Origin of the sequence: Achromobacter sp. HZ34 (assembly GCF_002209485.1) — a bacterium.
GTDB lineage: Bacteria > Pseudomonadota > Gammaproteobacteria > Burkholderiales > Burkholderiaceae_B > Bordetella_C.
Genome location: NZ_NJIX01000005.1, coordinates 166033 through 188920, shown reverse-complemented (window position 1 = coordinate 188920; position 22888 = coordinate 166033). Strand labels below are relative to the sequence as shown.

General features: G+C 66.0%; 24 protein-coding genes. 11 read left to right on the top strand and 13 right to left on the bottom strand.

The window, feature by feature from the left end:
• Positions 1-5: 5 nt before the first annotated feature.
• Positions 6-785 carry an SDR family oxidoreductase gene (locus CEY05_RS20565; protein ID WP_088597465.1) on the top strand — a complete coding sequence of 260 codons (780 nt, stop codon included), beginning with the start codon at positions 6-8 and terminating at the stop codon, positions 783-785.
• The gene (locus tag CEY05_RS20560; protein ID WP_088597466.1) at positions 782-1639 is read left to right on the top strand and encodes an SDR family NAD(P)-dependent oxidoreductase; all 858 of its coding nucleotides are present in this window, start codon (positions 782-784) and stop codon (positions 1637-1639) included. Before CEY05_RS20565 ends, CEY05_RS20560 begins: the two co-directional genes overlap by 4 nt.
• Positions 1640-1657: 18 nt before the next feature.
• On the opposite strand, the gene CEY05_RS20555 is transcribed toward CEY05_RS20560, so the two are convergent.
• Positions 1658-2116 (bottom strand): hypothetical protein, encoded by a 459-nt coding sequence (locus tag CEY05_RS20555; protein WP_088597467.1) that lies wholly within the window; start codon positions 2114-2116, stop codon positions 1658-1660.
• Between the two features lie 329 nt (positions 2117-2445).
• Here CEY05_RS20555 and CEY05_RS20550 point away from each other — a divergent pair, with 329 nt between their 5' ends.
• From CEY05_RS20550 to CEY05_RS20530, 6 genes are all read left to right on the top strand, one after another.
• Entirely contained in the window at positions 2446-3102 is a 657-nt protein-coding gene (locus CEY05_RS20550; RefSeq protein WP_158219366.1) for an antibiotic biosynthesis monooxygenase, read from the top strand.
• 5 nt (positions 3103-3107) lie between these two features.
• Entirely contained in the window at positions 3108-3380 is a 273-nt protein-coding gene (locus CEY05_RS31465) for a hypothetical protein (RefSeq protein WP_198952844.1), read from the top strand.
• A 51-nt stretch (positions 3381-3431) separates the two neighbouring features.
• On the top strand, positions 3432-4505 hold the full coding sequence (locus tag CEY05_RS20545) for an ROK family protein (RefSeq protein WP_088597469.1): 1074 nt from the start codon (positions 3432-3434) through the stop codon (positions 4503-4505).
• Between the two features lie 331 nt (positions 4506-4836).
• Positions 4837-5796, top strand: a complete 960-nt coding sequence (locus tag CEY05_RS20540) for a tripartite tricarboxylate transporter substrate binding protein (RefSeq protein WP_158219365.1) — start codon at positions 4837-4839, stop codon at positions 5794-5796.
• Positions 5797-5817: 21 nt separating this feature from the next.
• Positions 5818-6873, top strand: a complete 1056-nt coding sequence (locus tag CEY05_RS20535) for a LysR substrate-binding domain-containing protein (RefSeq protein ID WP_088597471.1) — start codon at positions 5818-5820, stop codon at positions 6871-6873.
• Positions 6874-6972: 99 nt separating this feature from the next.
• A complete protein-coding gene (locus tag CEY05_RS20530; RefSeq protein ID WP_088597472.1) occupies positions 6973-7779 on the top strand; it encodes an aspartate dehydrogenase in 807 nt (268 codons plus the stop codon).
• Positions 7780-7846: 67 nt separating this feature from the next.
• Here the strand turns inward: CEY05_RS20530 and CEY05_RS20525 are convergent, their stop codons facing one another.
• Positions 7847-8167: a thioredoxin family protein gene (locus CEY05_RS20525; RefSeq protein WP_088597473.1), complete on the bottom strand. Its 321-nt coding sequence runs from the start codon at positions 8165-8167 to the stop codon at positions 7847-7849.
• Between the two features lie 298 nt (positions 8168-8465).
• Between CEY05_RS20525 and CEY05_RS20520 the strand changes: the two genes are divergently transcribed.
• Positions 8466-9248, top strand: coding sequence for a class I SAM-dependent methyltransferase (locus tag CEY05_RS20520; RefSeq protein WP_233161623.1), 783 nt, complete (start codon positions 8466-8468; stop codon positions 9246-9248).
• Here CEY05_RS20520 and CEY05_RS20515 read toward each other — a convergent pair whose 3' ends face one another.
• The 3 genes from CEY05_RS20515 to CEY05_RS20505 all read right to left on the bottom strand — a co-directional run bounded on the left by CEY05_RS20515 (position 9249) and on the right by CEY05_RS20505 (position 13055).
• Positions 9249-10175: a glyoxylate/hydroxypyruvate reductase A gene (locus CEY05_RS20515; protein WP_088597475.1), complete on the bottom strand. Its 927-nt coding sequence runs from the start codon at positions 10173-10175 to the stop codon at positions 9249-9251.
• Positions 10147-11829 (bottom strand): PAS domain-containing methyl-accepting chemotaxis protein, encoded by a 1683-nt coding sequence (locus tag CEY05_RS20510; protein WP_088597476.1) that lies wholly within the window; start codon positions 11827-11829, stop codon positions 10147-10149. The genes CEY05_RS20515 and CEY05_RS20510 overlap by 29 nt, the downstream gene beginning before the upstream one ends.
• Positions 11830-12059: 230 nt before the next feature.
• Positions 12060-13055 (bottom strand): tripartite tricarboxylate transporter substrate binding protein, encoded by a 996-nt coding sequence (locus tag CEY05_RS20505; protein WP_088597477.1) that lies wholly within the window; start codon positions 13053-13055, stop codon positions 12060-12062.
• 272 nt (positions 13056-13327) lie between these two features.
• Here CEY05_RS20505 and CEY05_RS20500 point away from each other — a divergent pair, with 272 nt between their 5' ends.
• Positions 13328-13789 carry an Lrp/AsnC family transcriptional regulator gene (locus tag CEY05_RS20500; RefSeq protein WP_088597478.1) on the top strand — a complete coding sequence of 154 codons (462 nt, stop codon included), beginning with the start codon at positions 13328-13330 and terminating at the stop codon, positions 13787-13789.
• On the opposite strand, the gene CEY05_RS20495 is transcribed toward CEY05_RS20500, so the two are convergent.
• The gene (locus tag CEY05_RS20495) at positions 13777-14340 is read right to left on the bottom strand and encodes a cysteine dioxygenase family protein (protein WP_088597479.1); all 564 of its coding nucleotides are present in this window, start codon (positions 14338-14340) and stop codon (positions 13777-13779) included. The two genes, CEY05_RS20500 and CEY05_RS20495, sit on opposite strands and share 13 nt — an antisense overlap.
• A 199-nt stretch (positions 14341-14539) precedes the next feature.
• On the opposite strand from CEY05_RS20495, the gene CEY05_RS20490 reads away from it, so the two are divergent.
• Positions 14540-15658, top strand: coding sequence for a DUF2817 domain-containing protein (locus tag CEY05_RS20490; RefSeq protein ID WP_088597480.1), 1119 nt, complete (start codon positions 14540-14542; stop codon positions 15656-15658).
• A gap of 80 nt (positions 15659-15738) precedes the next feature.
• Here the strand turns inward: CEY05_RS20490 and CEY05_RS20485 are convergent, their stop codons facing one another.
• The 7 genes from CEY05_RS20485 to CEY05_RS20455 all read right to left on the bottom strand — a co-directional run bounded on the left by CEY05_RS20485 (position 15739) and on the right by CEY05_RS20455 (position 22648).
• Complete coding sequence (locus CEY05_RS20485) at positions 15739-16518, bottom strand: ABC transporter permease (protein WP_088597481.1); 780 nt, start codon at positions 16516-16518, stop codon at positions 15739-15741.
• A gap of 12 nt (positions 16519-16530) precedes the next feature.
• Positions 16531-17325 (bottom strand): ABC transporter ATP-binding protein, encoded by a 795-nt coding sequence (locus CEY05_RS20480; RefSeq protein ID WP_233161622.1) that lies wholly within the window; start codon positions 17323-17325, stop codon positions 16531-16533.
• Between the two features lie 4 nt (positions 17326-17329).
• Entirely contained in the window at positions 17330-18409 is a 1080-nt protein-coding gene (locus tag CEY05_RS20475) for an ABC transporter substrate-binding protein (protein ID WP_233161621.1), read from the bottom strand.
• Between the two features lie 291 nt (positions 18410-18700).
• Positions 18701-20200 carry a class I adenylate-forming enzyme family protein gene (locus tag CEY05_RS20470; protein ID WP_088597483.1) on the bottom strand — a complete coding sequence of 500 codons (1500 nt, stop codon included), beginning with the start codon at positions 20198-20200 and terminating at the stop codon, positions 18701-18703.
• A gap of 30 nt (positions 20201-20230) precedes the next feature.
• Positions 20231-20680, bottom strand: a complete 450-nt coding sequence (locus CEY05_RS20465; RefSeq protein WP_088597484.1) for a PaaI family thioesterase — start codon at positions 20678-20680, stop codon at positions 20231-20233.
• Positions 20677-21690, bottom strand: a complete 1014-nt coding sequence (locus CEY05_RS20460; RefSeq protein ID WP_088597485.1) for a zinc-binding dehydrogenase — start codon at positions 21688-21690, stop codon at positions 20677-20679. Before CEY05_RS20460 ends, CEY05_RS20465 begins: the two co-directional genes overlap by 4 nt.
• A 49-nt stretch (positions 21691-21739) precedes the next feature.
• Positions 21740-22648 carry a VOC family protein gene (locus CEY05_RS20455; protein WP_088597486.1) on the bottom strand — a complete coding sequence of 303 codons (909 nt, stop codon included), beginning with the start codon at positions 22646-22648 and terminating at the stop codon, positions 21740-21742.
• Positions 22649-22888 lie beyond the last annotated feature (240 nt).

The following is a 22888-nucleotide window of genomic DNA, read 5'->3' as shown; positions in this document are numbered from 1 at the left end:
GCGCCATGGCGACCAAGGAAAACGGGCAAGCGGAAAGCAGGGAAGCGGAGGGCAGCGATGCGGCGCGCGCCGTCCTGGTCACGGGCGGCAGCCAGGGTATAGGCCGGGCGGTGGTACGGCGCCTGTTGGCGGACGGCGCCCGGGTGATCAATTTCGATATGCGCGCGCCGGCGGAAACGCTGCCGGGCGAGACGCATGTGGCGGTCGACCTGAGCGATGCGGCGGCGACCCGCCAGGCCGTGGCGGAACTGGTGGCGGCGGCGCCGGTGTTGCGCCTGGTGAATAACGCCGGCATCGTGCGGCCGGCGCCCTTGCAGGACGCCACGCCGGAAGACCTGGCGGCGGTCAGCGCCCTGAATCTGCAGGCGCCCCTGCTGTTGCTGCAGGGGCTGTTGCCGGGTATGCGGGCGGCGCGTTTCGGCCGGGTGGTGAATATCGCCAGCCGCGCCGCGCTGGGCAAGGCCGAGCGTAGCGTCTACGCGGCGACCAAGGCGGGGCTGTTGGGGATGACGCGCACGTGGGCGCTGGAGGCGGGAGCGTATGGCGTGACGGTCAATGCCATCGGTCCGGGCCCGATTGCCACCGAGCTGTTCACGCGCGTCAATCCGCCCGGTGCGCCGGCCACGCAACGCATCATCGACAACATCCCGGTGCAGCGCATGGGGCAACCGGAGGATGTCGCGCATGCGGTGGCTTCGCTGCTGGACGTTCGCGCCGGCTTCATCACGGGGCAGGTGCTCTATGTCTGCGGCGGCATGACGGTCGGCCTGGGGCAGGCGGCATGACGGCGACTGATCGAAGGGCCGTGGCTGCCGACCCGCCGCCCCCCTTGCCCGGATCGTCGGCGCGCCTGGCGGGCAAGGTTGCCCTGGTGGCGGGCGCGGGCGCCAGCGGGCCGGGCTGGAGCATAGGCAAGGCCAGTTGCGTGACCCTGGCGCGGCAGGGCGCCCGCATCATCGCGCTGGATCGCGACGCGGCGGCGGCGGAGGATGCCGCGCAGGAAGTGGCCCGTGCCGGCGGCATCGCCTTGCCTCTGTGCGCCGACGTCGGCGACGAAGCGGCGATGCGCCAGGGCGTGGCCAGCGCCATGGCGGAATTCGGCCGCATCGACATCCTGCAGACCAATGCCGGCATAGGCAAGGTGGGCGGCCCGGGCGACATCAGCGTGGAGGAGTGGGAGCGCATCCAGCGCGTCAACGTGACCAGCCTGCTGATCGCCAGCAGCCTGGTGGCGCCCATCATGAAGTCCCAGGGCGGCGGCGCCATCGTCACGGTGTCTTCCATCGCCGCCATACGCTACACCGGCTATCCGCATCTGGCCTACAGCGTGACCAAGGCCGCCGTGATCCATTTTGCCCGCATGCTGGCGCAGCAGTACGCCGCCGACGGCATCCGCGCCAATACCGTCATTCCCGGCCTGATCGACACGCCGCGCGTGCGCCACACGGTGGGCCGCATGTTCGACCCGGCCGACGCCCAGGCCGCCAGCCGCGCCCGCGATCGCCAGGTACCCATGGGCCGCATGGGCAGTCCATGGGAAGTCGCCAACGCCGTCGCCTTCCTGGCCTCGGACGAAGCGTCCTACATCACCGGCACGGAACTGGTGGTGGACGGTGGATTGGTGGGCAAGTACGCGTAGAAAAAACGCCGGTTCGGCCTAGCTGGACGGCAGGCGGGGCGGCTCGCCGCTGCCCTGCGACGGCGGAGGGCCGTTGGGAGGTGAGCCGCTGGACGGGGGCTGTTGCGGATTCCAGTTGCGGCCCGCCAGCCAGTGGAGCAGCAGGGCGAGCACCAGCAACAGGGCCATGATCACGCCCCAGGTGAACCAGCCCAGCACCGTCAGCCAGCCGGACAGACCGTTCAGGATGGGCAGGACCTGGTTGATATGGTTCAGCGTATCGGCGATGCCGGCCTGCAGGGCGTGCACCCAGTTCGCGTCTATCCAGGGCGGCATCCAGTCGGGCAGGGGGGCCGTGGTGGGCGGGGCGGTGGGCACCGGCACCCGCACGTCGCCGATGCTGCCCAGCAGCCAGTGCACCAGTTTCAATGTCATCGACACGATGCCGGTCCAGATAATGGCCAGCAAGCCGAAGATCACCCAGATGATGGTTTTCATTCCCGCCGTTTCCTGATCCGTTTCCCGGCCTGCTTTCAAGCCCATTACTCAGCACGTTACTCAGCCTGTTTCCCAGCCGCGCCTTCATGCGCGGCCGGGCGCTGGAGCCTCGGCCGTCCGGGTCGAGGCCGCCCGATGGTGCGTCGATTATCGCAGCAGCCCGGTGGCCGCTGCTGTACCTCAAACGTAAAAAGAAACCCCAAACGCCACACTTGCCGCTATAGTCGGAATTCGCGTTGGATTTCCCTTTCTTTCTTTTCCTTGCATTCTGGTTCCATATCACCCCGCTATCTGCCGACATCGGCTGCCACCTTTCGATGGAGACAGTCATGTATTCAGTGCTCTTCGAGGTCCAACCCAGGCAGGATCGATTTGCCGACTACCTGCGCCTGGCCAGTACGCTGAAGCCCCGTGTCGACCGGCGCGTCGATGGGCTTATCGACAACGAGCGTTTCGAGGACACGCGCCGGCCCGGCTGGCTGCTGTCCCATTCGCTCTGGCGTGACGAGCAGGCCGTGACGCGCTGGCAGGCCACGGTCGAACATCACGCGGCACAGGCGCGCGGCCGCGCCGCCATCCTGGCCAACTATCACGTTCGCGTCGGCAACGTCTGCTACGACAGTCATCCCCCTTCATGCGCGGCCGCCCCGCAGGCGCTGCGACCGGGGCGCGCGACCCGCGCCGAGCCCGCCACCAGCATGGGCCGCTGGGCCACGCTCACTGAACTCACCGACAGCGCGCTGGCCGTCGATGCGGCGTGGCGCGAGCAATTGCCCTCACGCTTGGGCCTGCCCCTGAACAATGGCGACCTGCTCGATTACAGCGTCTTCGCCAGCATCTACACACCGGGCAAGCTGGCCTTGCTGGTTTCATGGGCCAGCTATGACGCCGCCTCGGCCTGGCGTCCCAGGCAGCTGGACGTGCCCGCCCCACGGCATCGCACCGTGCGCATCATGCGCGAATTGATCGAAGGGGGCAGGGCCTGAATGTATTGACGGGGCTACGGCGGCAACCCGCACGTCTCCGCGACGTTGCCGCCAGATCTCCGCCACCGCCTCGCCACGTCCCCGGCCACGGCTCCGCCAAGTCATCGCCTCGCGATCGCCACGCCATCGCCATCGCCATCGCCATCGCCATCGCCATCGCCATCGCCATCGCCATCGCCATCGCCATCGCCATCGCCATCGCCATCGCCATCGCCATCGCCGGGCACGCGGCGTGCTCATCCGCAGCGCAGGCCGCGGCGGCGGCGTGTGGACGGTAGCGGTAACCGTCCCTTTCGGCCGATGAGGCCCGCCGGCCTGGAGCCCCTTACATGCAGAAGAACCCGTTACGGCTGCCGCACGGCAGTCCCCGTCTGCCTACCGCGACCATCGCCAGCTACAGCCTGGAATTGCGCGAGGGCAAGGGTTTCGTCGGCGACCGTGCCAGCCGCACTGCCTTCCGGGCCGGCGTCGAACGCTGGCGCAAGCTGTACACCCGCATCCTGGGCGAGGATCCCTTCGGTGCCATCCCGCCGGAAGACATCAGCAAAAGCACCTTGGACAAATGGCTGCGCGAAGAAGGGCCCGCCGGCGCCGTCGTTTTGTCGGCCATGGAAGACCACGCCGCGCAACTGGCCCGCGTCGTGCGGCGCTTCGCGCGCCATGCTTCGTGGCAAGGCGTGCAGCGGGTGGCCATCGGCGGCGGCTTCAAGCAAAGCCTGGCGGGCCGCCGCACCATCCGGCGCGCGGACCAGTTGCTGCGCGAGGCCAAGGTGGAGATCCGCTTGCGCGCCCTGCATCACCACGCCGACGAGGGCGGCTTGATAGGGTGGGCGCATGTGGCGCCCCCCGTGGTGTGGCGCCACTACGATGCCATGCTGGCCGTCGACATCGGCGGCACCAACGTGCGTTGCGGCATCGTGCGTGTGCCGGGCGGCAAGGCGGGCCGCAAGCCGGGCAATCCCGATGAAGCGCGCGTCACCGATGTGCGCAAGTGGGGCCACGCCGCCGACAAGGAAATGACGCACCGCGAACACCTGGTGCAAGGCATCGCGGACATGCTGACCCGCCTGATCGACAAGGCGGACAAGAAAGGCCTGAGGCTGGCTCCCCTGGTCGGCGTGGCATGTCCCGGCCATATCCACGACAACGGTTCGATCACCGGTGGCGCGCAGAACCTGCCGGGCGATTGGGAAGACGAGAACTTTCACCTGCCGCACAAGCTGATGGAAGTGCTGCCTTCGATCAACGGCATTCCGCCCCATGTGCATCTGCACAATGACGCCGTGGTGCAGGGGCTGTCCGAAGTGCCCTGGATGCGCGACGTCACGCGCTGGGCGGTGCTGACGATAGGCACCGGGCTGGGCAATGCCAGCTATATCAACGACGATGAGAGGAACGACTGAGCGGGATCGCCGATGGCAACGACGATGAGAGAAACGACTGGGCGGGGCCGGCTCCGCCAGCCGATCCTGCCGCGCTCCGCTCCGGCTTCCCGGCGGGCTCCCGTGGATTGTGGCGCCGCCGCAAATTCGCCGGCGTGCGTCGCCATGGTGCATATGAACCAGGTCTGTGCATGAGTTTTACTCGCGGCTGTTCGCGCAATTAATCGTTTGCGCAGCCTCTCGCGCCGCTCCTAGACTTCGCGCTATGCCACTGCCGTGCTGCCTTGCCGGCATGTCTCAACACTGCGGAGTCCACCAGATGCGTGATGTGCAACGATCCAGACTCGGCCTCATGGCCGTTTTGTGTGCAACGTGGCTGGGGCTCGCGCCCGGCGCGGCACGGGCGCAGACAGCCGACGATTACCCGTCGCGGCCGATCCGCGCGATAGTGCCTTTCCCGGCGGGCGGCATCAACGACATCGTCGCCCGCGAGATGTTCAAGGCGCTCGGCGACGAGATGAAGGCCAATATCGTCATCGAGAACAAGCCCGGCGCCGGCGGCACCATAGGCACCGTCAGCGCCATCAACAGCCCGGCCGACGGCTACACCATCCTGCTCGGCGCGGCCAGCACCATGGCCGTCGCGCCGCACCTGTACCGCAATGCGGGCTATGCGGCCAAGGACCTGATCGCGGTAGGCGGCATTGCCTCGGTGCCCAGCGTCATCATCGTGGCGGAGACTTCCCCGTACAAGAAATTCGCCGACCTGGTCGCCGCCGACAAGGCCAAGCCCGGTTCCCTGGACTATGGCTCGGCCGGTTTCGGCACCAGCCATCATATGCAGGCGGAGATGCTGAATATCCGCGCCGGCACGCACTTCCGCCATATCCCCTACAAGGGCGGCGCGCCCGCCACGGTCGACCTGATCGGCGGCCAGATCGCGCTGCTGGTGGATCCCTTGCCCACCACCCTGGGCAACGTCAAGGCCGGCCGCGTGCGGCCCCTGGCCATCACCACCGATGTCCGCTCGGCCACGTTGCCCGACGTGCCGACCTTGAAGGAATTGGGGGTCGACTACAATGCCAGCACCTGGTTCGGCCTGTTCGTGGCCAAGGGCACGCCGGCTCCTGTCGTCGCCAAACTGGCCAAGGCATTGGCGGCCGCGCAGGCCTCGCCGGCCTTGCAGAACGACTTCCGCTCGCGCGGCATCGATCCCTTGCCCCTGGCGCAGGCCGCGTTCACGGACTATGTGCAGGCCGAAAACAAGACGTGGGCGGACGTCATCCGCGACGCCCATATCGAAATGCAGTAATTCCTGGGAGCCCATGCGGCCATGGCCGTGACGCGTAATCTGCCGCCCTTGTCCTCGGTGCGTTCCTTCGAGGCCGCCGCGCGGCATGGTTCCTTCACGCTGGCCGCCGACGAGCTGGCGGTGACCCAGGGCGCGGTCAGCCTGCAGGTGCGCAAGCTGGAAGCGTACCTGGGCAAGAAGCTGTTCCTGCGCCATCCCCGCAAGGTCGAACTGACCGCCGACGGCACGGCGTATTTCGAGGCCTGCCGCCGGGTGCTGGCGGATCTGGAAAACGCCACGCGCCGGATGCGCAGCCGTGACCGCAATGAGCTGTTGATCATCAGCACCATTCCCACCATCGGCCAGCTGTGGCTGATGCCCCGGCTGGCGTCCTTCACGGATGCGCATCGGCACATCGAGGTCCGCGTGGTCTCCGATATCCGCCCGCTGGACATGCAGGCCGAGGGCGTCGATGTGGCCATCCGGGTCGGGCCGCTGGCCGGACGCCATTACGCGCGCGATCTGCCCGGCATAGACCTGACGCTGGTGCAGCGCTGGGATGGCATCTGCGCGGACTATCTGTTCGATGACGTCATGGTGCCGGTGATGTCGCGGCGCCTGTACGAGCAGGGTGGGCCGATCGACAGCGTGGCCGACTTGGCGACCTTCGAGCTGATCCACACGGCCAGCCGGCCCAATGCGTGGCGCGACTGGCTGCGCGCGCAGGGGGCGGCATTGCCGCGCCGGCGTGCCAACCTGGAGGTGGGGCATTTCTATATCGCTTTGCGCGCGGCGCAGGAGCATAAGGGCATCGCCCTGATCCCGGACGTGCTGCTGGACGGCTATCCCGGCCGTGGTGATCTGGTCGTGCCCTGGCGGCCGGCGCGGCCTGTCAAGAGCGCGGGCGAGTATTACCTGTTGGTGCAGGGCGCGGCGCTGGAGCGGCCGGCCATCCAGACCTTCCGTGCGTGGGTGCTGGCGCAGGCGCGGGAATTCGCCGGGGCCCCGCCGGCCGCGCCAACGGCAGCCGTGTCGACACCCGCCGCGTCAACGGTCGCACCGGCGACATCGCGCGCCCATGAGTATCGATCTGGCTGACGCACAGAAATAATCGTTTGTCGCTGGCCGCCGCGTCCGTCTAGGATGGTGCGCGGCAGGGCGGCGAGGACCGTTCACCGTTTTTCTTCAAGGACGTACATGAACCGTATTCGAGTCGGTATTGCAGGATTTGGCGCCATCGGGCAATCGGTGGCGAAGTCATTGGACGCGGGCGTGGTGCCGGGCCTGACCCTGGCCGCCATCGCCGTGCGCGATCCCTTGCGCCATGCGGGCGCGACGTGGCAGGGGCAGGCACCGCTGTTCACCACCATCGACGGCCTGGAGCCCTTGTGCGATGTGGTGATCGAGTGCGCGCCGGCCGCGGTGTTCGGGCAGATCGCGCGGCCGATCCTCAGTACCGGCAAGAAACTGGTGGTGCTCAGTTCCGGCGCCTTGCTGTCGCATCCCGACCTGATCGAACTGGCGCGCGCCAACGGCGGCCAGATCCTGGTGCCGTCGGGTGCCATCCTGGGGTTGGACGCGTTGACCGCGGCGGCCGAGGGCGTCATCCACTCGGTCACCATGATCACGCGCAAGCCGGTGCGCGGGCTGCTGGGCGCGCCCTACCTGGAAGCGAACAATATCGACCTGTCCGGCGTGACCGAGCCGACGCTGGTGTTTCGCGGCACGCCGCGCGAGGCGGCGGTGGGGTTCCCGGCCAACCTGAATGTGGCGGTCAGCGTGTCGCTGGCCGGCATCGGGCCGGACCGCACGACCCTGGAGATATGGGCCGATCCCAAGCTGGAACGCAACACGCACCGCGTGGTGGTGGATTCCGACTCGGCCTCGTTTTCGATGGAGATCCAGAATATCCCGTCGGAAAACCCGAAGACCGGCCGCATCACGGCGCAGAGCGTGCTGGCGGTGCTGCGCAAGCTCAGCGGCCCCCTGCGCGTGGGGACCTGAAATCGGCGCTCTGGCCGCCGTCTCGCCGACCTGGGACGGCGGGCGGGGGGCGATGGCCCCCGGCGCATCACAGCAGGGCCAGGGCCTCGCGGATCGCGCTCTCGCTTTGCGGGCGCACCAGACGGGCCACTTCCTGGCCTTCCCGCAGGAAGATCAGCGTGGGCCACAGCTTGACGGTGTAGGAACGGCCCAGCGGCCGGCCCTTGCCGTCCTCGACCTTGATGTGGCCCACCTGCGGATGAGCGGCCAACGCGCCCTTGATCAGCGGCTGCGCGGCCTGGCAGTGCGGGCACCAGTCGGTGCCGAACTCCAGCAGGGTAGGCGCGCGCAGGGCGTCGACGTCCGCGCGGGTGGGTTCGGCCGGCAAGGCGGGATTGGGTCCGGACATGAGCGAGTGTCTCCTTCTGCTGTAAGCGCGGTTCGGGCAACGACAGCATGCATCATCGCATGCGGTACGCCGGGTGGCCTTGGGTGGGCTGCTACGGCTACAGCTACGGCTACGCCGGGGCTGTCACAAACGAACCGCTTTAAGCTGGATGTAGGCGGCTATTCAGCCGGCCGCAAACATCATGGCGATAAAGTTGAGGTCCGTGAATTTGTTGTGACATCACGCGATCCGCCTCATGCTTACGGCTACTCTGCGCTCCGAATCTGATGCCGGCCTGCAGCGGAAGGCGCGCCCTTACGTGGAAAATCCTTCCGGCACCGTCCATCACGCCGCCAGCGGCTACACCACTGTAGCCGAGGCCTACGTGCGGGGTCGTCCGGAGTATCCGCAAGAGCTGGCCGACTGGTTGCGCGAAGAAATCGGCCTGGGCCGGGGGGCGCGGGTCGTCGATCTGGGAGCGGGCACCGGCAAGATGACGCCCCGTTTGCTGGCCACCGGTGCCGATGTCGTCGCCATCGAACCCGTCACGCAGATGCTGGACAAGCTGTCGACCACCTATCCGCGTGTCGAAGCGTTGACCGGTGCCGCCCAGGCCATTCCGCTGGCCGATGGCGAAGTCGATGCGGTGGTGTGTGCCCAGTCCTTCCACTGGTTCGCGGGACCGGCCGCGCTGGCGGAGATTCATCGCGTGCTGAAGCCGGGCGGGCGCCTGGCCATGCTCTGGAACATGTCCGATACGCGGGTGCCGTGGGTAGCCGCGCTGGCCGCGCTGATCAACCGCTATGAAGGCGATGCGCCGCGCTTCCACACTGGCGCGTGGCGCGGCGCGTTCCCGCATGCGGGCTTCGGCCCGCTGGTGGAGCGCCGCTACGAACATCTGCACGTCGGCAAACCGGAAGACGTCATCTTCAACCGCGTGCATTCCATCAGCTTCGTCGCCGCCTTGAGCGCCGAACGCCGCGCCGCCCTGGACCTGGAACTGCGGCGCCTGCTCGACAACGAACCCACGCTGTCCGGCCTGGAAGAAATCGCCGTACCCTACCTGACCTCGGCCATCCACACGCTCAAGCTGCCCGCCTGATCAATACCCTCGCTGGGCATCGACGAGATTCTGCAGGGGTTCGCCGGCGTGCAGGCGGCGGATGTTTTCGGAGATCTGGTCGAGGATGCTTTGCAGGCTGTTGGCCGACGCGATGTGCGGAGTGACATAGATGTTCGGCTCATCCCATAGCGGACTGGTGGCCGCCAGCGGTTCCACTTCGAAGACGTCCAGCACGGCGCCGCGCAAATGGCCTTCACGTACCAAGGCCAGTACGTCGTCGGAGACCAGGTGGCCGCCCCGGCCGCAGTGTACGAGGGCCGCGCCACGCGGCAGCCTGGATAGCAGGCGGCGGTTGAGGATACCTTGCGTTTCATCGGTCAGCGGCAACAGGCACACCAGGATGTCGCTGCCCGCCAGGAAATCGTCCAGCTGGTCCGCGCCCGCATAGCTGCGCACATTGGCGATCTGCTTGGCCTGGCGCGACCAACCCTGTACCCGATAGCCATGCTGGCAAAGCGTCTGCGCGACATGCGTGCCCAAGGTGCCCAGCCCCAGGATGCCCACCGTGCGGCTGGCCGCCGGCTCCTGGTCCACCCGTTGCCACCGGTGCTGGCGTTGGCGCATCAGCACCTGGTCCAGGTTGCGGTGGAACAGCAGCACGCTCCACAGCACGAACTCGCTCATGCCTTGCGCCAGATCCGGCGCCACCACCCGGCAGATCGGCAAGGGCGGCAGTTGGGGATCCTCAAGGATGTTGTCGACGCCGGCGGCGATGGCGTGGATCAGGCGCAGGCGCGGATAGCGCGCCAGCGCGCCGTGCGCGGGCCGCCAGCAGGCGGCGACTTCGGCATCCAGCGCGCCCGGATCGTCTTCCGTGTAGACCTGCAGGTCCGGGTAGTGGGCGCGGGCTAGCGGGACCAGCTTGGGAATGTCGCTGCTATTGCCGAAGAAGACGATTTTGGTCATGACGCGTTGCGGAAATGTGGTCCGCGCCATTGTGGGCGATGCCTGGCGCGGCCGTCCAGGCAGGGATAACACCGCTTGCGCTTCTTTGTTGCGGCGCACCGCCGACGGTAAACAGGCGCATGGAGTCCGCCAGGACGTCCGCGCGCTCGACCAGGCGCTGCGCGGTGGCGGCGGCCTGCTCGACCAGCGCGGCGTTCTGCTGCGTGGCGCTGTCCAGATGGGCCACGGCGTCGTTGACCTGGCGGATGCCCTTGGCCTGGTTGCCGCTGGCATCGGCAACCCCGTGTATGACGTCCGCCACGCGATGCACGGCCTGGTCGATGGCGCGCATTTGGCTGGTGGTGCGTCCCACCAGTTCGGTGCCCGCGGCGATCTGCTGGACGCTGCTGTCGACCACGGTCTTGATTTCACGCGCGGACGCGGCGCAACGCTGCGCCAGGTTGCGCACTTCGGCCGCCACCACCGCGAAGGACTTGCCCACCTCGCCGGCACGCGCGGCCTCGACCGCCGCATTCAGCGCCAGGATGTTGGTCTGGAAAGCGATGCCGTCGATCACGCCGGTGATGTCGGCGATGCGTTGCGCGGCAGTGGTGATGCCGGCCATGGTCTGCTCGACCTGCGCGGCGATGCGGCCGCCGTCATCGGCCGCGGCCTGGGCTTCATCGACCAGGCTGAGCACCCGCTGGGTGGCATCGGCATTGCCTTGCACCGACTGCGTCAGGTCGTCCATGGCAGCCGCGGTCTGCTCCAGCGACGTGGCCTGTTCTTCCGTGCGCTGCGACAGATCGATATTGCCCGCGGAGATCTCGTGGGCGGCTTCCATCACGCCGCCGATCTGGTCGCGCACGTCCAGCACGATGGCCGAAAGATTGGCCTGCAGCTGGTTGAGGGCGCGCTGCACGCCGCCCAGGTCGTCATACCGTTCGACTTCCATGTCCGTGGTCAGGTCGCCCGCCGCCATCTGCGTGGCGAAGACCGACATGGCATCCACCGGCGCCGACAGCTGGCGCGCCAGCAGCGCCCCGCTCAACAGGCTGCCGACGACACCCGCGCCCCAGGCCAGCCAGAAAGGCTGCGGCGGCAGGCCTGCATATGCGGCAAAGCCGCCCGCCAGCGTCAACAGCAAGGTGACGACATAGCCCACGCCGACGCGGCGTCCCACCGGCTGGCGGCGCAGGGAACCCACCCAACCGGCCAGCCCCGTGCGCACCAGCGCGCCTTCGCGCAGGCGCCGGCCGCGCAAGGTTTCCTCGCGCATCGAGGCGTACAAGGCTTCGGCCTCTTCGACTTCCTCGCGGGTAGGGCTCAGGCGCACGCTCAGGTAACCCACTTCGACGCCGTGCTCGACCACCGGCGTGACATTGGCGCGCACCCAATAGTGATCGCCATTCTTGCGGCGGTTTTTCACCAGGGCGGTCCAGGGACGGCCGGACTGGATGGTGTGCCACATATCGGCGAAGGCGGCACTGGGCATATCCGGATGGCGGATGATGTTGTGCGGCTGGCCGATCAGTTCTTCCTTGCTATAGCCGGATACGGCCACGAAGGCGGGATTGCAGTAGCGGATGTTGCCGGACAGGTCGGTCGCGGAGACCAGGCGTTGATTGTCGGAAAACAGGAACTCCCGCTGCGTAACGGGTACGTTAATGCGCATGACGGCGTCTCTAGACTGCAGGCGGCCGGCGCGCGCGCGCGACCGCCATTTGTTATCGGTCCGCCGACTTTATGGCATGCTCGTCCATGGGAAAACCCTGTGAAGGGTAGGGATTTGCCGCTTGTTCCGGGCTTTCCCTAAGGTTTTCCTGACTTTTTCCTGACTTTTTCCTGACGTTTTCTTGCGTTTGTTTGCCTGGGCGTGGCTGCGGCCCCACCCAGGCCGCTGCGTCATTCCAGCGTGATATGGGCGTCTTCGATGACCTTGCCCCAGCGGCTGATCTCCGAGTCGACCAACTGCGCCAGTTCCTGCTGGCTGGAGGGGGCCGACGATGCGCCTTGCGCCGCGATGGTTTCCTTGGTCTTCGGATCCTGCAGCAGCGTCACCACGTCGTGATTGAGCTTGGCGACGATGGGCGCCGGCGTGCCCGCGCGGGTGAACAAGCCCCACCAGGACGTGACGTCGTAGCCCTTGACGCCGCTTTCTATCATGGTGGGCACGTCAGGCAGTTCGGCCGACCGTTCGGGCGACGTGACCGCCAGGGCGCGCAGCTTGCCGGCCTTGATCAGCGCGATGGCGGCGGGCAGGTTGTCGATGGCCATCGGCACCATGCCGGACATGACATCGGTCAGGGCGGCGTTGCTGCCCTTGTACGCCACGTGCGTGATCGGCGTATTCGTCAGGCGCTTGAACAGTTCCGAGGACAGGTGCGGCGAGGTGCCGGAGCCGGGGCTGGCGTAGAAGGCTTTGTCGGGATGCGCCTTGAAGTAGGCGAGCAGTTCGCTGACGGATTTCGCGGGCACCTGCGGATTGACCACCAGCACGTTGGCGACGGTGGCGATGCGCGAGATGGGCGCGAAGTCCTTCACCGGGTCATAGCCCAGCTTGTCCTTGTACAAACCCGGATTGATACCGTGCGTGTTGATGGAGCTCATATAGAGCGTATAACCATCCGGCGCCGAGCGCGCGGCCAGCTGCGCGCCGATATTGCCGCCCGCCCCCGGACGGTTTTCCACGACCACGGGCTGGTTCCACATCTTGCCCAGGCCATTGGCGACCAGGCGGGTGAAGAAGTCGGAACTGCCTCCCGGCGGGAAGGACACGATCAAGGTCACGGGTTTGGTTGGATAATTGCCCGCGTCCTGCGCCAGGACGCCGAACGTCGTGGTACTCAGGGCGACGCCCAACAGGCAGGCCGCGAGGCCGGTGTGCGCGCGATACTGCATGAATCTTCCCCTTGGAATCTGTAGTGTGTCTGCAAGACGAATTATGCGACGCGCTGAGGGAAATATAGTCGCGCGGGCGGGGGGCCATTTATACCACGCTAAGAATTTTTTTCTATCTTTGGCCAGTTTCAGGGTTTCTACTTAGCGTTAATTGCAAAAATCAGACTAATTATTTCTGTTTCAGCCGTCTTTTCGGTTGTCACCGCGCGCACACACGCGGACAATCGCGGTATTGCGCGTGTGCCGATGTCGGCCGCCGGCCAAGGAAAACCATGGACGCCATAGACCGGAAGATAATTTCGATCCTGCAGGAAAACGCGGAAACGCCTATCCAGGCCATTGCGGACGTCGTCAACCTGTCCACCACGCCGTGCTGGCGCCGGGTGCAGAAGCTCAAGGAGCAGGGCGTCATCAAGAAGCAGGTGGCCCTGTGCGATCCGGCCATGCTGAACGTAGGCGTGACCGTGTTCATCTCGATCCGCACCAACCAGCATTCGCAGACCTGGCTGAACAAGTTCGCCAATCACGTCAAGGACATCCCCGAGGTCATCGAGTTCTACCGCATGAGCGGCGATGTCGACTACCTGATACGTGTGGTGGTGCCGGACATCGGCACGTATGACGCCGTGTACAAGAAGCTGATCCGCATCGCGGACCTGCACGATGTCAGCTCCTCGTTCGCGATGGAGCAGATCAAGTACACCACGGCCCTGCCGGTGGACTACTGCGACTGAGACGGGGCAAGCTCCGCGATGCGGTTGACGTGCGTGGCCACCCGCGGGCCATCCACGCCGTAGACGTGGATGGATATCGCCGTCTCGTCGCTTGCATTGCGCAACCTGTGGATCTGGTCCATGCCCGCATGGCTGGCGGCGGCATCACCCTGGGGGCGGTCGACGTAGCCGTGCAGCGTCGCGCACTGGGTCGCCGGATTCCAGGCGAAATGCTCTTCGTGCATATCCCCTTCCATGATGAAGTAGGAGCACCAGGTGAAATGCCCATGTACAGGCGTGTACTGTCCTGGCCGCCATACCAGCGCCATGACGGTGAACAACCCTTGCGGATGGGCGTACAGAATGTGGCGGGTGTAGCGCTCGGCTTGCCCCTTGCGTTGCTCCGCGCTCAGCAGGCCGGCGGCGGGCAGATGGTCGCGCAAGGCATCGCATACGGCCAGCGGCAGCTGCTCCGCCGTTGTCGTGTCGATGGCGCGGGCGATCGCGGCCACCAGGTCCCCCAAGGCGGAACGGGTAGATTGCGCGGTCGGCGCGGTAGTGCTGGTCAACATGTACGAAGCCCCTGATTCTGGATACGTTCATGCTACGCGCGCCGATGTGGAAAAAAGGTGCCTTATTTACCTTGGCGGACCGGCTGGTGAGCAAGGCTTTTCTACGTTTCGCGGCACCGGGGAGCAAGATTAGGATTCGATTCCCGCCGGACTTCGTAGAATGATTCCTGATCGACACTGAATATCAGGGAGCAGGACTTTGACGTACCTCAGCGCTTTTTCCGAAACCTACGCAGACGCGCGTGCCAAATTCCTGGCGGCGGCCACGGCGGCGGGCGCCGCCATCTCCAGTTATGAACATGAAGCGCAGCGTGGCCCCCAGGGTGAACGGCTGTACCTGGATGCCGCGCTGCTGGGCGCCGCCGACGCGGCGAAGGTATTGGTGGTGGGCTGCGGCACGCATGGCATCGAAGGATATTCGGGATCGGCGGCGCAGACCCATTGGTTGCGCCGCCTGGCCAGCACCGGGCAGGCGTTGCCCACCGGCACCGCCGTGCTGTTCCTGCACGCGCACAATCCCTGGGGCTTCGCCCACGCGCTGCGGTTCACGGAAGAGAACGTCGATTTGAACCGTAACTTCATCGACTTCGACCAGCCTCTGCCGGCCAATGCCGGGTACCCGGACGTACACGCCTTGATCGCGCGGCAGGATTGGGACGATGGGGCGGTGGACGGCATCTTCGAACGGCTGTCGGCGTTGCGCGAAAGCATCGGCGAGCAGGCGTATTCCGATGCGTTCAACGGCGGCCAATATACGCATGCGGACGGCATCTTCTATGGCGGTGTGCGCCAGCAGTGGGCCAATGCGGCGTTTCGCCGCGCCATCGGGGACCATCTGGCGCACGCGGACGCCGCCGCCATCATCGATCTGCACACCGGCATCGGTCCGGAGCGCGGCCATGTCTTCCTGTGTTTCCATCCCCCGGGCAGCCCCGCGTATGAACGGGCGCGCGCCTGGTGGGGCGAACGCGCCGTCAATCGCGAAGGCGTAACCCACAAGGCCGTCGCCACTTATCAAGGGCTGCTGGTCGATGCCTTCGTCGCCATGTTGCCGCGCACCGAGACGACGGCCGTGGTGGTCGAGTTCGGTACGCTGCCGCGCCCGCGCATGCAGCGCGCATCGATGGCGGCGCGCTGGCTGTTCGCCACCTCTGGTGCCACCTCTTCCGCCACGCCCGCGGCCGATCAGGCCCTGCGCGAACGCCTGTTGAATGATGTGCGCGAGGCGTTCTATCCCAGTGCGCCGGACTGGCGTGCCGGCGTCCTGGCGCAGTCCGAGGACATCATCGACCGCGCGGTCGCCGGCCTGGCGGGCTGAGCGCGGGGCCGTCGCCGACGACCGTTCGAGACGGGCCGGCGGCTATTTCTTCAGCCGGCTATCCCGCAGCCGGCGATCCCTCACTCCGACAAGGACCGCGTCGCCAGGCTGCGGTCCCAGAACACCAGCCGGCGGTGCAGCAGCTTGATCAGCTGGCTGCCGGCGATGCCCAGCACGGCCAGGCTGATCAATGCGGCGAACATGGTGCTGGTGTCCAGCGTGGTGGTGGCCGCGTTGATCAGGTAGCCCAGGCCCTTGGTGGCGGAAACGAACTCCGCCACCACGGCGCCGATCAGGCCCAGCACGATGGAAATCTGCAGCGCCGCGAAGATGTGGCCCGCCGCCGACGGGATCTTGATGCGGGTGAGGATATGCCAGTGGCTGGCCGAGAAAGCGCGCATCAGATCGATCAGCGCCGGATCGGTGGACTTCAATCCCACCGCGGTGTTGACGAACATCGGAAAGAAGCAGACCAGCGCCACCATCACCGCCTTGGACTCAAGGCCGAAGCCGAACCACACCAGGATCAAGGGCGCCAGCGCCACCTTGGGCATGGATTGCAGGCCCAGCACGAAGGGGTACAGCAGCCGCTCCAGCGACCGGAACTCGGCGAACAGCACGCCGACGACGAACGCGATCGAGCAGCCCGCGACGTAGCCGATCGACATCGACGCCAGGGTGTAGCCGAAGTCGCCCCAGAAGGCGCCCTGCACGTAGCCGCGGTAGAGCGCGGCCAGCACGCCGTCCAAGGGCGGCAGCACATAGTTGGGCACGGCCCAGTACTTGACCGCGACCACCCACAGGCCCAGCAGCAAGGCCAGCAGGATCAGGGGATAAACCACCGATTTCAGTTTTTCCATGACGCGGGGATCTCAATGGGGAATGGACGAGAACAAGGCGCGCAGTTCCGCGCACAGTTCGCCGAAGCGCGGACTGCCCAGCGTCTGTTCGTTGCGGGGCAGGGGCAGGTCGACATGCATCTCCTTGACGATGCGGGCGGGCCGCGGCGACAAGACGATGATGCGGCTCGAAAGAAAGACGGCTTCCGGAATCGAGTGCGTGATGAACAGCACCGACTTGCGCGTTTCCATCCAGATACGCTGCAGTTCCACCATCATGCTTTCGCGCGTCATGGCGTCCAGCGCGGCGAAGGGTTCGTCCATCAGCAACAGGTTCGGATCGTGCACCAGCCCGCGCGCGATGCCGACGCGTTGCTGCATGCCGCCGGACAGTTCGTGCGGATAGTGATTCTCGAATTGCTCCAGGCCCATCATGCGCAACAGTTCGCGCGCATGTATCAGCCCGCGCTGGCGGTCCATCCCCAGCGTGCGTATGGGCAGCATGACGTTTTCCAGTACGGTTTGCCAGGGCAGCAGCGTCGCGTGCTGGAACACGATGCCGACGTCCTTGCGCGGGCCCTGTATGCGCGTGCCCCCCAGTTCCGCCACGCCGGCGCTGGGCTTGAGCAGCCCCGATGCCACCTTCAGCAGGGTGGACTTGCCGCAGCCCGATGGGCCCAGCACCGACAGGAATTCGCCTTCATGCAAGGTGGTGCTGAAGCCGCTCAAGGCCGGCACCGGGCCACGCGAAGAACGATAGGTGACCGCCAGGTCGTCGGCGCGAAAGACGGCCTTGGCCGTGCCGGCTGGCGTGGTTGTCGTGAGCACGATATCAGTCCTTCCAGGCGTGTGCGGCGGCCACGACCTTGGCCGCGTCGAAGTCGGAGAATTTGGCGACGAGGGCATTCGTGTAGCAGTCGGCGACGTCGACCTTGGGGCTGCTCAGTTGGCCGCCCTCGTACAGCGCCTTGGCGAAATCCTGCCAGGCCTGCGCCGGGAACTCACCCCAGTGGCGCGCTGGTCCCGCGGGGAAGTCCAGCATCTTGTCGAAGCGGGCGGAGAAGACCTTCACGCTGTCGGCCAGCACCTTGGCGTCATCGCCGGCCGGCCTGGTATTGGGATATTCCTGCCAGAACATCCTGACGCACGCGGCCCGGTTCGCTTCACAGAAAACCGTGGCCTTGGCGACCGCGCGGCCGAAGCCGGCCAGGACTTCGGGCTTGTCGCGGATCATGTCTTCGTGGGCGACGAAGCTATTGCTGAACAAGGCGGCGAAGCTGGGGATCTGGGCGATGCGGCGGATGCTGGTGCCTTGCGTTTCCAAGGTCGCATGTTGCGCATCGAACAGGTTCAGGGCATCGATCCGATGCGTGGTCAGCGCGAGGAACGCGGCGCTGCCTATGCCTACGGGCACCATGGTGGCGTTGATGCCGGCTTCCTTGAACTGCGCCTTGGTGATGGGTACGTTGCCGAACGTCATGGCGCCCACGCCGATGCTCTTGCCGTCCAGGTCCTTCAGGGTCTTGATGGGCGAGTCGGCCAGCACCGCGAATTCCCAGCCGGAACTGCGCGTGGCGTTGTAGAAGAACTTGAGCGGCAGGCGTTCCGCGCCTGGCGCGCGCGACAGTATCAAGGTGTCCGGATTCGGATAGCCGATGTCCACGCGCTTGGCCAGCATTTGTGGAATCAGGATGCCGGTACCCTTGAAGCCCATGAGTTCGACGTCCAGCCCTTCATCCTTGAAGTAGCCCAGGCGCTTGGCCGCGACCATGGGGGCCTGGGAAAGCGTCATCTCGGTGACGTTGCCGTAGCGGAGCTTGGTCAGTTCGGCGTGGGCGGCCGCCGTGGCCAGCATCATGCTGGCTGCCAGCGTGATGGCGGCGCCGGCGCGGTATAGCGTGGTGGTACGCATATGGAATTCCCCTTGAAATCGATGGTTGCGGTCGCATCCGCCGTGGTCGCAGGCCACGTTGGCGACGTCGATTCATGGTACGTGCGCGGGACAGGAATTACGTGCTCCTATCGTCCTCGGCCGTCCGGAAAATTCGCATCTGATTCTGGTTTTTGTGCGCTTCGGCGATTTTTTTTCCAATCCTAGGGTTTTCCTGGGAATTTTTCACGCGCCGAAATCAGTCGCCCGGTACCGTGCAAAAAAACAGGGCAGCCCCTGGGGACTGCCCTCCTGACACCTGCAATGCGCTGTTCAACCCTGTTCGGCCAGGTTCATCAAGGCCTTGCGGTCGACCTTGTTGGTCGGCGCCAGCGGCAGTGCGTCGACGAAGTAGACGCGGCGGGGATGCTGGTAGGCCGGTGCGTTGGCCAGCACGAATTCCTTCACCTGCTGCTCGCTCAATTCCTTGCCGGCATGGCGCACGACGAAGGCGACCGGCTTCTGGCCCTTCATCTCGTCGCGCACCGGCACCACGCAGGTCTGCATGACTTCGGGAATGCGGGAGATGACCTGCTCCACCTCGCCGGGATAGATGTTCTCGCCGCCGCAGTTGAACATGTCGTCCGCGCGTCCGACGAAGTAATAGCAGCCCTCGGCGTCGCGCCGGAACACGTCGCCGGACTTGTACCAGTTGTCCGGCGTCAGCACCTGTGCCGTTTTCTCCGGCAGGTTCAGGTAGCCCAGCATGTTGGCGGGCGTGCGCATCCACAGTTCGCCTTCATCGTCCGCACCGACATCCTGTTCCTGGCTGTCGACCAGGCGCACCTCGACCCCGGGCAGGGGCCAGCCCAGGCCGCCGCCGCCAGGCAGCGACTTGCCCGGCACCGGACCGAACACGATGGGTCCCGCTTCGGTGGTGCCGTAACCGCCGGCCAGCGAGGCATTGGGAAAGGCTTGCTTGACCGCGTCGTACAGGCTGGCGGACGCCGATGCCGAACCCATGCGCACGTAGTGGACCTTGCTGGTATCGATGCGGGACAGGGCTTCCTTTTCCTTGACGACCATGGCCATCATGGTCGGCACCGACGTGACCCAGGTGACGCCATGGCGTCCGATGGCATCGATGAACTGCAGCGTTTCGAATTGCGGCAGCAGCACGACCGACGCGTGTCCCGCCAGCGCGAACTTGACCGAGGCCAGCGCATTCATGTGGAACAGCGGTGCCGCCACGATGAAGCGTTCGCCCAGGAAGGAAGCACGGGTGGCCAGGCGCGAACGCAAGGTCCACAGCTGGCCGCCGTGCGACAGTTGCACGCCCTTGGGCCGTCCCGTCGAACCCGAGGTATAGAGGATCATCGCGCAGTCGTCGGGCGCGGGGACGACGGTGTCGAACGGCCCTTCGTCAAGAAATGCCTGCCACGCCGGCTCGTCGTCCAGGCGCTGCGCCGCGACGCCCGGCGGCAACAAGGCCGCCCGCGGCGCGTCGACGAAGGCCAGTTGCGCCTTGCAGTCGTCCAGGATCAGTGCCAGCGTGTCGGCGGCCACCTTGTAGTTGACGGGAACCGCTACCATGCCGGCGCGCATGATACCCAGATACGCGATGATGAACTCGGCGCGGTTCAGGCTCATCAGGGCAATGCTGGCGCCACGCGGCAGACCCTTGCGCAGCAGGCCACGCGCGCAGGCATCCGCCAGCCGGTCGATATCGCCGTGGGTATATATACGCGGCAGCGCGGCATCGATACAGTCGATGATCGCAATGTCGTCCGCCGACTTCGCCGCGTCCGACAACTTGCCCAGATTGACCAACATACTTCTTCCTTCCTGTGACGTTTACCCGCGTCAGCCCGTGATGGGGACGTAGGTGCCGCGACCGATCGCGACCAGCTTGCCGTCGGCCGACAGGATGTCGATGTCGACCACGGCGGCGCTGCGGCCTGCCTTGCGCACCACGGCGACGCCTTCGATATAAGGCGCCATGGCGGGACGCAGGTAGTCTACGCGCAAATTCATGGTCGGCACGCCGCCGCCCACCAGCATGCCGATGGCGAAATCCCCCACGACATCGATCAGCGACGCGATGGCGCCACCGTGGAACTGGCCTGATCCCGCGGCGCCGCGTTCCAGGTTGTCGCTCATCGGCATGCGCACCGAGAAGCGCGAGGCGGCGTGGTCGACTTCCAGGATTTCCAGGTTCATTGCGCTGATGAAGCGCGAACGCTTGAAGATCGCCTCGATGTCGGCACGTTCCAATTTTTTGGGTTCAGCCTTGACGGCGTTCTTGTCGCTCATGGTTTCACCAGTACCTTGCCGAACACCTGGCGGTCTTCGAGCAGCTTGAATGCTTCGTTGGCTTCGGACAAACCGAAGGTCTTGTCGATCACCGGCTTGAGCTTGCCCAGGCGCACCTGTTCCAGCAAGGCCAGCAGTTCGTCGCGCTGCCAGCCGTTGGAACCCAGCACCTGCAGCTCGTAGCTCCAGATGAAGCGCAGGTCTTCCTTGGGATCGTAGCCGGCCGTCGCGCCGCAGGTAAGGATGCGGCCGCCGCGATGCAGGGTGCGCAGCGACTTCACCCAGGTATCGCCACCGGTGAAGTTGACCACGACATCCATGCCTTTTTCGGCAAAGCGGCGATGGGGCTTGCCGAAGTGTTCGAACACCCACTTCATGAAGTCGTGCTGCTTGTAGTCCAGCACGTGGTCGGCGCCCAGTTCCTTCAGGCGCGCCAGCTTCTCCGGCGTGGAGGCCGCGGCGATGACTTCCGCGCCGGCCATCTTGGCCAACTGCACGCAGCAGGTGCCCACGCCGCCCGAGGCGCCCAGCACCAGCACTTTTTCACCGGCGGCGATGCGGCCGATGGTCAGCATCATGCGCCAGGCGGTACCGTAAGCCACGGGCAGCGCTGCCGCGGTCTCGTAGCTGACATCGTCGGGCAGCTTGACCAGGTGGTGGTCGGGCACGGCGCAGAATTCGGCCAGGCCGCCATGGCGTGCTTCGCCGATGACACCGCCGAAGGTCTTGCGGTCGGACGGATCGATCATGACGCGATCGCCCACCTTCCAGCCGCCTTCGACGTCCGCGCCCACTTCGACGATTTCGCCCGCGAAGTCCAGGCCCATGATGATGGGCATGGGCACGGTGATGCCGGGCATGCCGTTGCGGGTGAAGACGTCGTGGTAGTTCAGCGTGGCGGCGTGGACCTTGACGATGACTTCGCCGGCCTTGGCTTCGGGATCGGGGAAATTGGTCTCGTACTTGATGCTGCCGGGGCCGCCATGTTCATAGATGACTGCTGCTTTCATTGGTTCTTGTCCCTTGGAAGAAGGCGTGGTCGTGGGGTTTCGTGGAATTTCACTTCGATTCGATGAACTGCAAGGCCGCGTGGCTGGCCTGCGCCGGGTGGACCCACAACGCGTCCTGGCTGTCGTCCAGCGTGCGGGCCTTGAAGGTCCGGATGCCGCGCGCGTCCAGCAGGTCTTGCAGGGCGGCCAGCGATGCCACCTCGATGCAGGCTGCCGCCACGCGGTGGATCGGATCGGCGCCTCGATCGTTCAAGACTGGGCAGGTGGCGCGCATGTCTTCGGGGCTCAGCACCCAGAAGGCGCCCCGGCCCAGGCCGAAACGCCAGGCCGGTCCATGCCGGGTCGGCGCGCCGGCCAGCCGTTCGAAGCGGGCCAGCGTGGCGGGCAGGTCGGTGGGGCAGAAATACATGGCCGCCAGGCCGGTGGCGCCGTTGGGGTGCGACAGCAGGTGAGGCTGCCACAGCACGTCGCGCGTGCCGTGTTCGATGACGATGAAGCGCGCTTCCGGATATTGCTCGCCGTCCAGGTAGACGTTGCTGAAGCGGGCGCGCCGGACCTGGTCGTCCTGCGGGCCGAAGGTGGCGTCGCGTTCCAGGCGGGCAGGCGCGGCGGCGGGGATCTGCCGTGCCTGCAGTGCGTGATAGGCCGCGTCGGCCGATACGCAGTCCAGGGCCACGATGTGCAGCCCTTCGTAGCGGGCGATCATGTGCTTGGCCGTGCTGTGCAGGGTGGGGTCGACCAGGCCCAGCAGTTCGAAGTAGCCGTGCTTGAACATGGCGCAGTGATTGCCCGAGCCCCAGGGCACCACGGGTCCGCCCGGGGTGATGCTGCCAGCGTGCATGCTGCGGGGCGACAGGCGGAAACCCAGCGTTTCGAAGGCCACCCGGGCCTTTTCCAGATCGCGGATGATCAGGCCCGTGTGGTCCAGGCTCAATGGCAACTGCGGCAGCTGCGGCATCGCTTCCCCTCTTGGCAATGGTTGTTGCGCGGCCGGCGGCTAAGGTGCGCCGGCCCGACCGTCTGGCGGTCACGCGTTTTCAAGTCGGTATAGTACGCGGGGCCGCCTGAAATTCCATGCCATTAAGCACTGGCAATTGTGCTTGCCGGGGTATTTTTTTCTAGCTTGTAGGGATTAACGCTTATTGGATCCCAATATCTGAGCAAATTTTGGATGTTTGCCGCGGCGCTTGGCGCGGGA

What these genes read in the sequence shown, in the direction of transcription:
- CEY05_RS20540 (WP_158219365.1), top strand. Translation starts at nt 4,837, where the DNA reads ATGGCCGTTTTGTGTGCAACGTGGCTGGGGCTCGCGCCCGGCGCGGCA.
- CEY05_RS20455 (WP_088597486.1), bottom strand. Translation starts at nt 22,648, where the DNA reads ATGCCGCAGCTGCCGCAGTTGCCATTGAGCCTGGACCACACGGGCCTG.
- CEY05_RS20515 (WP_088597475.1), bottom strand. Translation starts at nt 10,175, where the DNA reads ATGACCAAAATCGTCTTCTTCGGCAATAGCAGCGACATTCCCAAGCTG.
- CEY05_RS20460 (WP_088597485.1), bottom strand. Translation starts at nt 21,690, where the DNA reads ATGAAAGCAGCAGTCATCTATGAACATGGCGGCCCCGGCAGCATCAAG.
- CEY05_RS20500 (WP_088597478.1), top strand. Translation starts at nt 13,328, where the DNA reads ATGGACGCCATAGACCGGAAGATAATTTCGATCCTGCAGGAAAACGCG.
- CEY05_RS20465 (WP_088597484.1), bottom strand. Translation starts at nt 20,680, where the DNA reads ATGAGCGACAAGAACGCCGTCAAGGCTGAACCCAAAAAATTGGAACGT.
- CEY05_RS20535 (WP_088597471.1), top strand. Translation starts at nt 5,818, where the DNA reads ATGGCCGTGACGCGTAATCTGCCGCCCTTGTCCTCGGTGCGTTCCTTC.
- CEY05_RS20545 (WP_088597469.1), top strand. Translation starts at nt 3,432, where the DNA reads ATGCAGAAGAACCCGTTACGGCTGCCGCACGGCAGTCCCCGTCTGCCT.
- CEY05_RS20495 (WP_088597479.1), bottom strand. Translation starts at nt 14,340, where the DNA reads ATGTTGACCAGCACTACCGCGCCGACCGCGCAATCTACCCGTTCCGCC.
- CEY05_RS20505 (WP_088597477.1), bottom strand. Translation starts at nt 13,055, where the DNA reads ATGCAGTATCGCGCGCACACCGGCCTCGCGGCCTGCCTGTTGGGCGTC.
- CEY05_RS20510 (WP_088597476.1), bottom strand. Translation starts at nt 11,829, where the DNA reads ATGCGCATTAACGTACCCGTTACGCAGCGGGAGTTCCTGTTTTCCGAC.
- CEY05_RS20560 (WP_088597466.1), top strand. Translation starts at nt 782, where the DNA reads ATGACGGCGACTGATCGAAGGGCCGTGGCTGCCGACCCGCCGCCCCCC.
- CEY05_RS20470 (WP_088597483.1), bottom strand. Translation starts at nt 20,200, where the DNA reads ATGTTGGTCAATCTGGGCAAGTTGTCGGACGCGGCGAAGTCGGCGGAC.
- CEY05_RS20565 (WP_088597465.1), top strand. Translation starts at nt 6, where the DNA reads ATGGCGACCAAGGAAAACGGGCAAGCGGAAAGCAGGGAAGCGGAGGGC.
- CEY05_RS20530 (WP_088597472.1), top strand. Translation starts at nt 6,973, where the DNA reads ATGAACCGTATTCGAGTCGGTATTGCAGGATTTGGCGCCATCGGGCAA.
- CEY05_RS20475 (WP_233161621.1), bottom strand. Translation starts at nt 18,409, where the DNA reads ATGCGTACCACCACGCTATACCGCGCCGGCGCCGCCATCACGCTGGCA.
- CEY05_RS20555 (WP_088597467.1), bottom strand. Translation starts at nt 2,116, where the DNA reads ATGAAAACCATCATCTGGGTGATCTTCGGCTTGCTGGCCATTATCTGG.
- CEY05_RS20485 (WP_088597481.1), bottom strand. Translation starts at nt 16,518, where the DNA reads ATGGAAAAACTGAAATCGGTGGTTTATCCCCTGATCCTGCTGGCCTTG.
- CEY05_RS20550 (WP_158219366.1), top strand. Translation starts at nt 2,446, where the DNA reads ATGTATTCAGTGCTCTTCGAGGTCCAACCCAGGCAGGATCGATTTGCC.
- CEY05_RS20525 (WP_088597473.1), bottom strand. Translation starts at nt 8,167, where the DNA reads ATGTCCGGACCCAATCCCGCCTTGCCGGCCGAACCCACCCGCGCGGAC.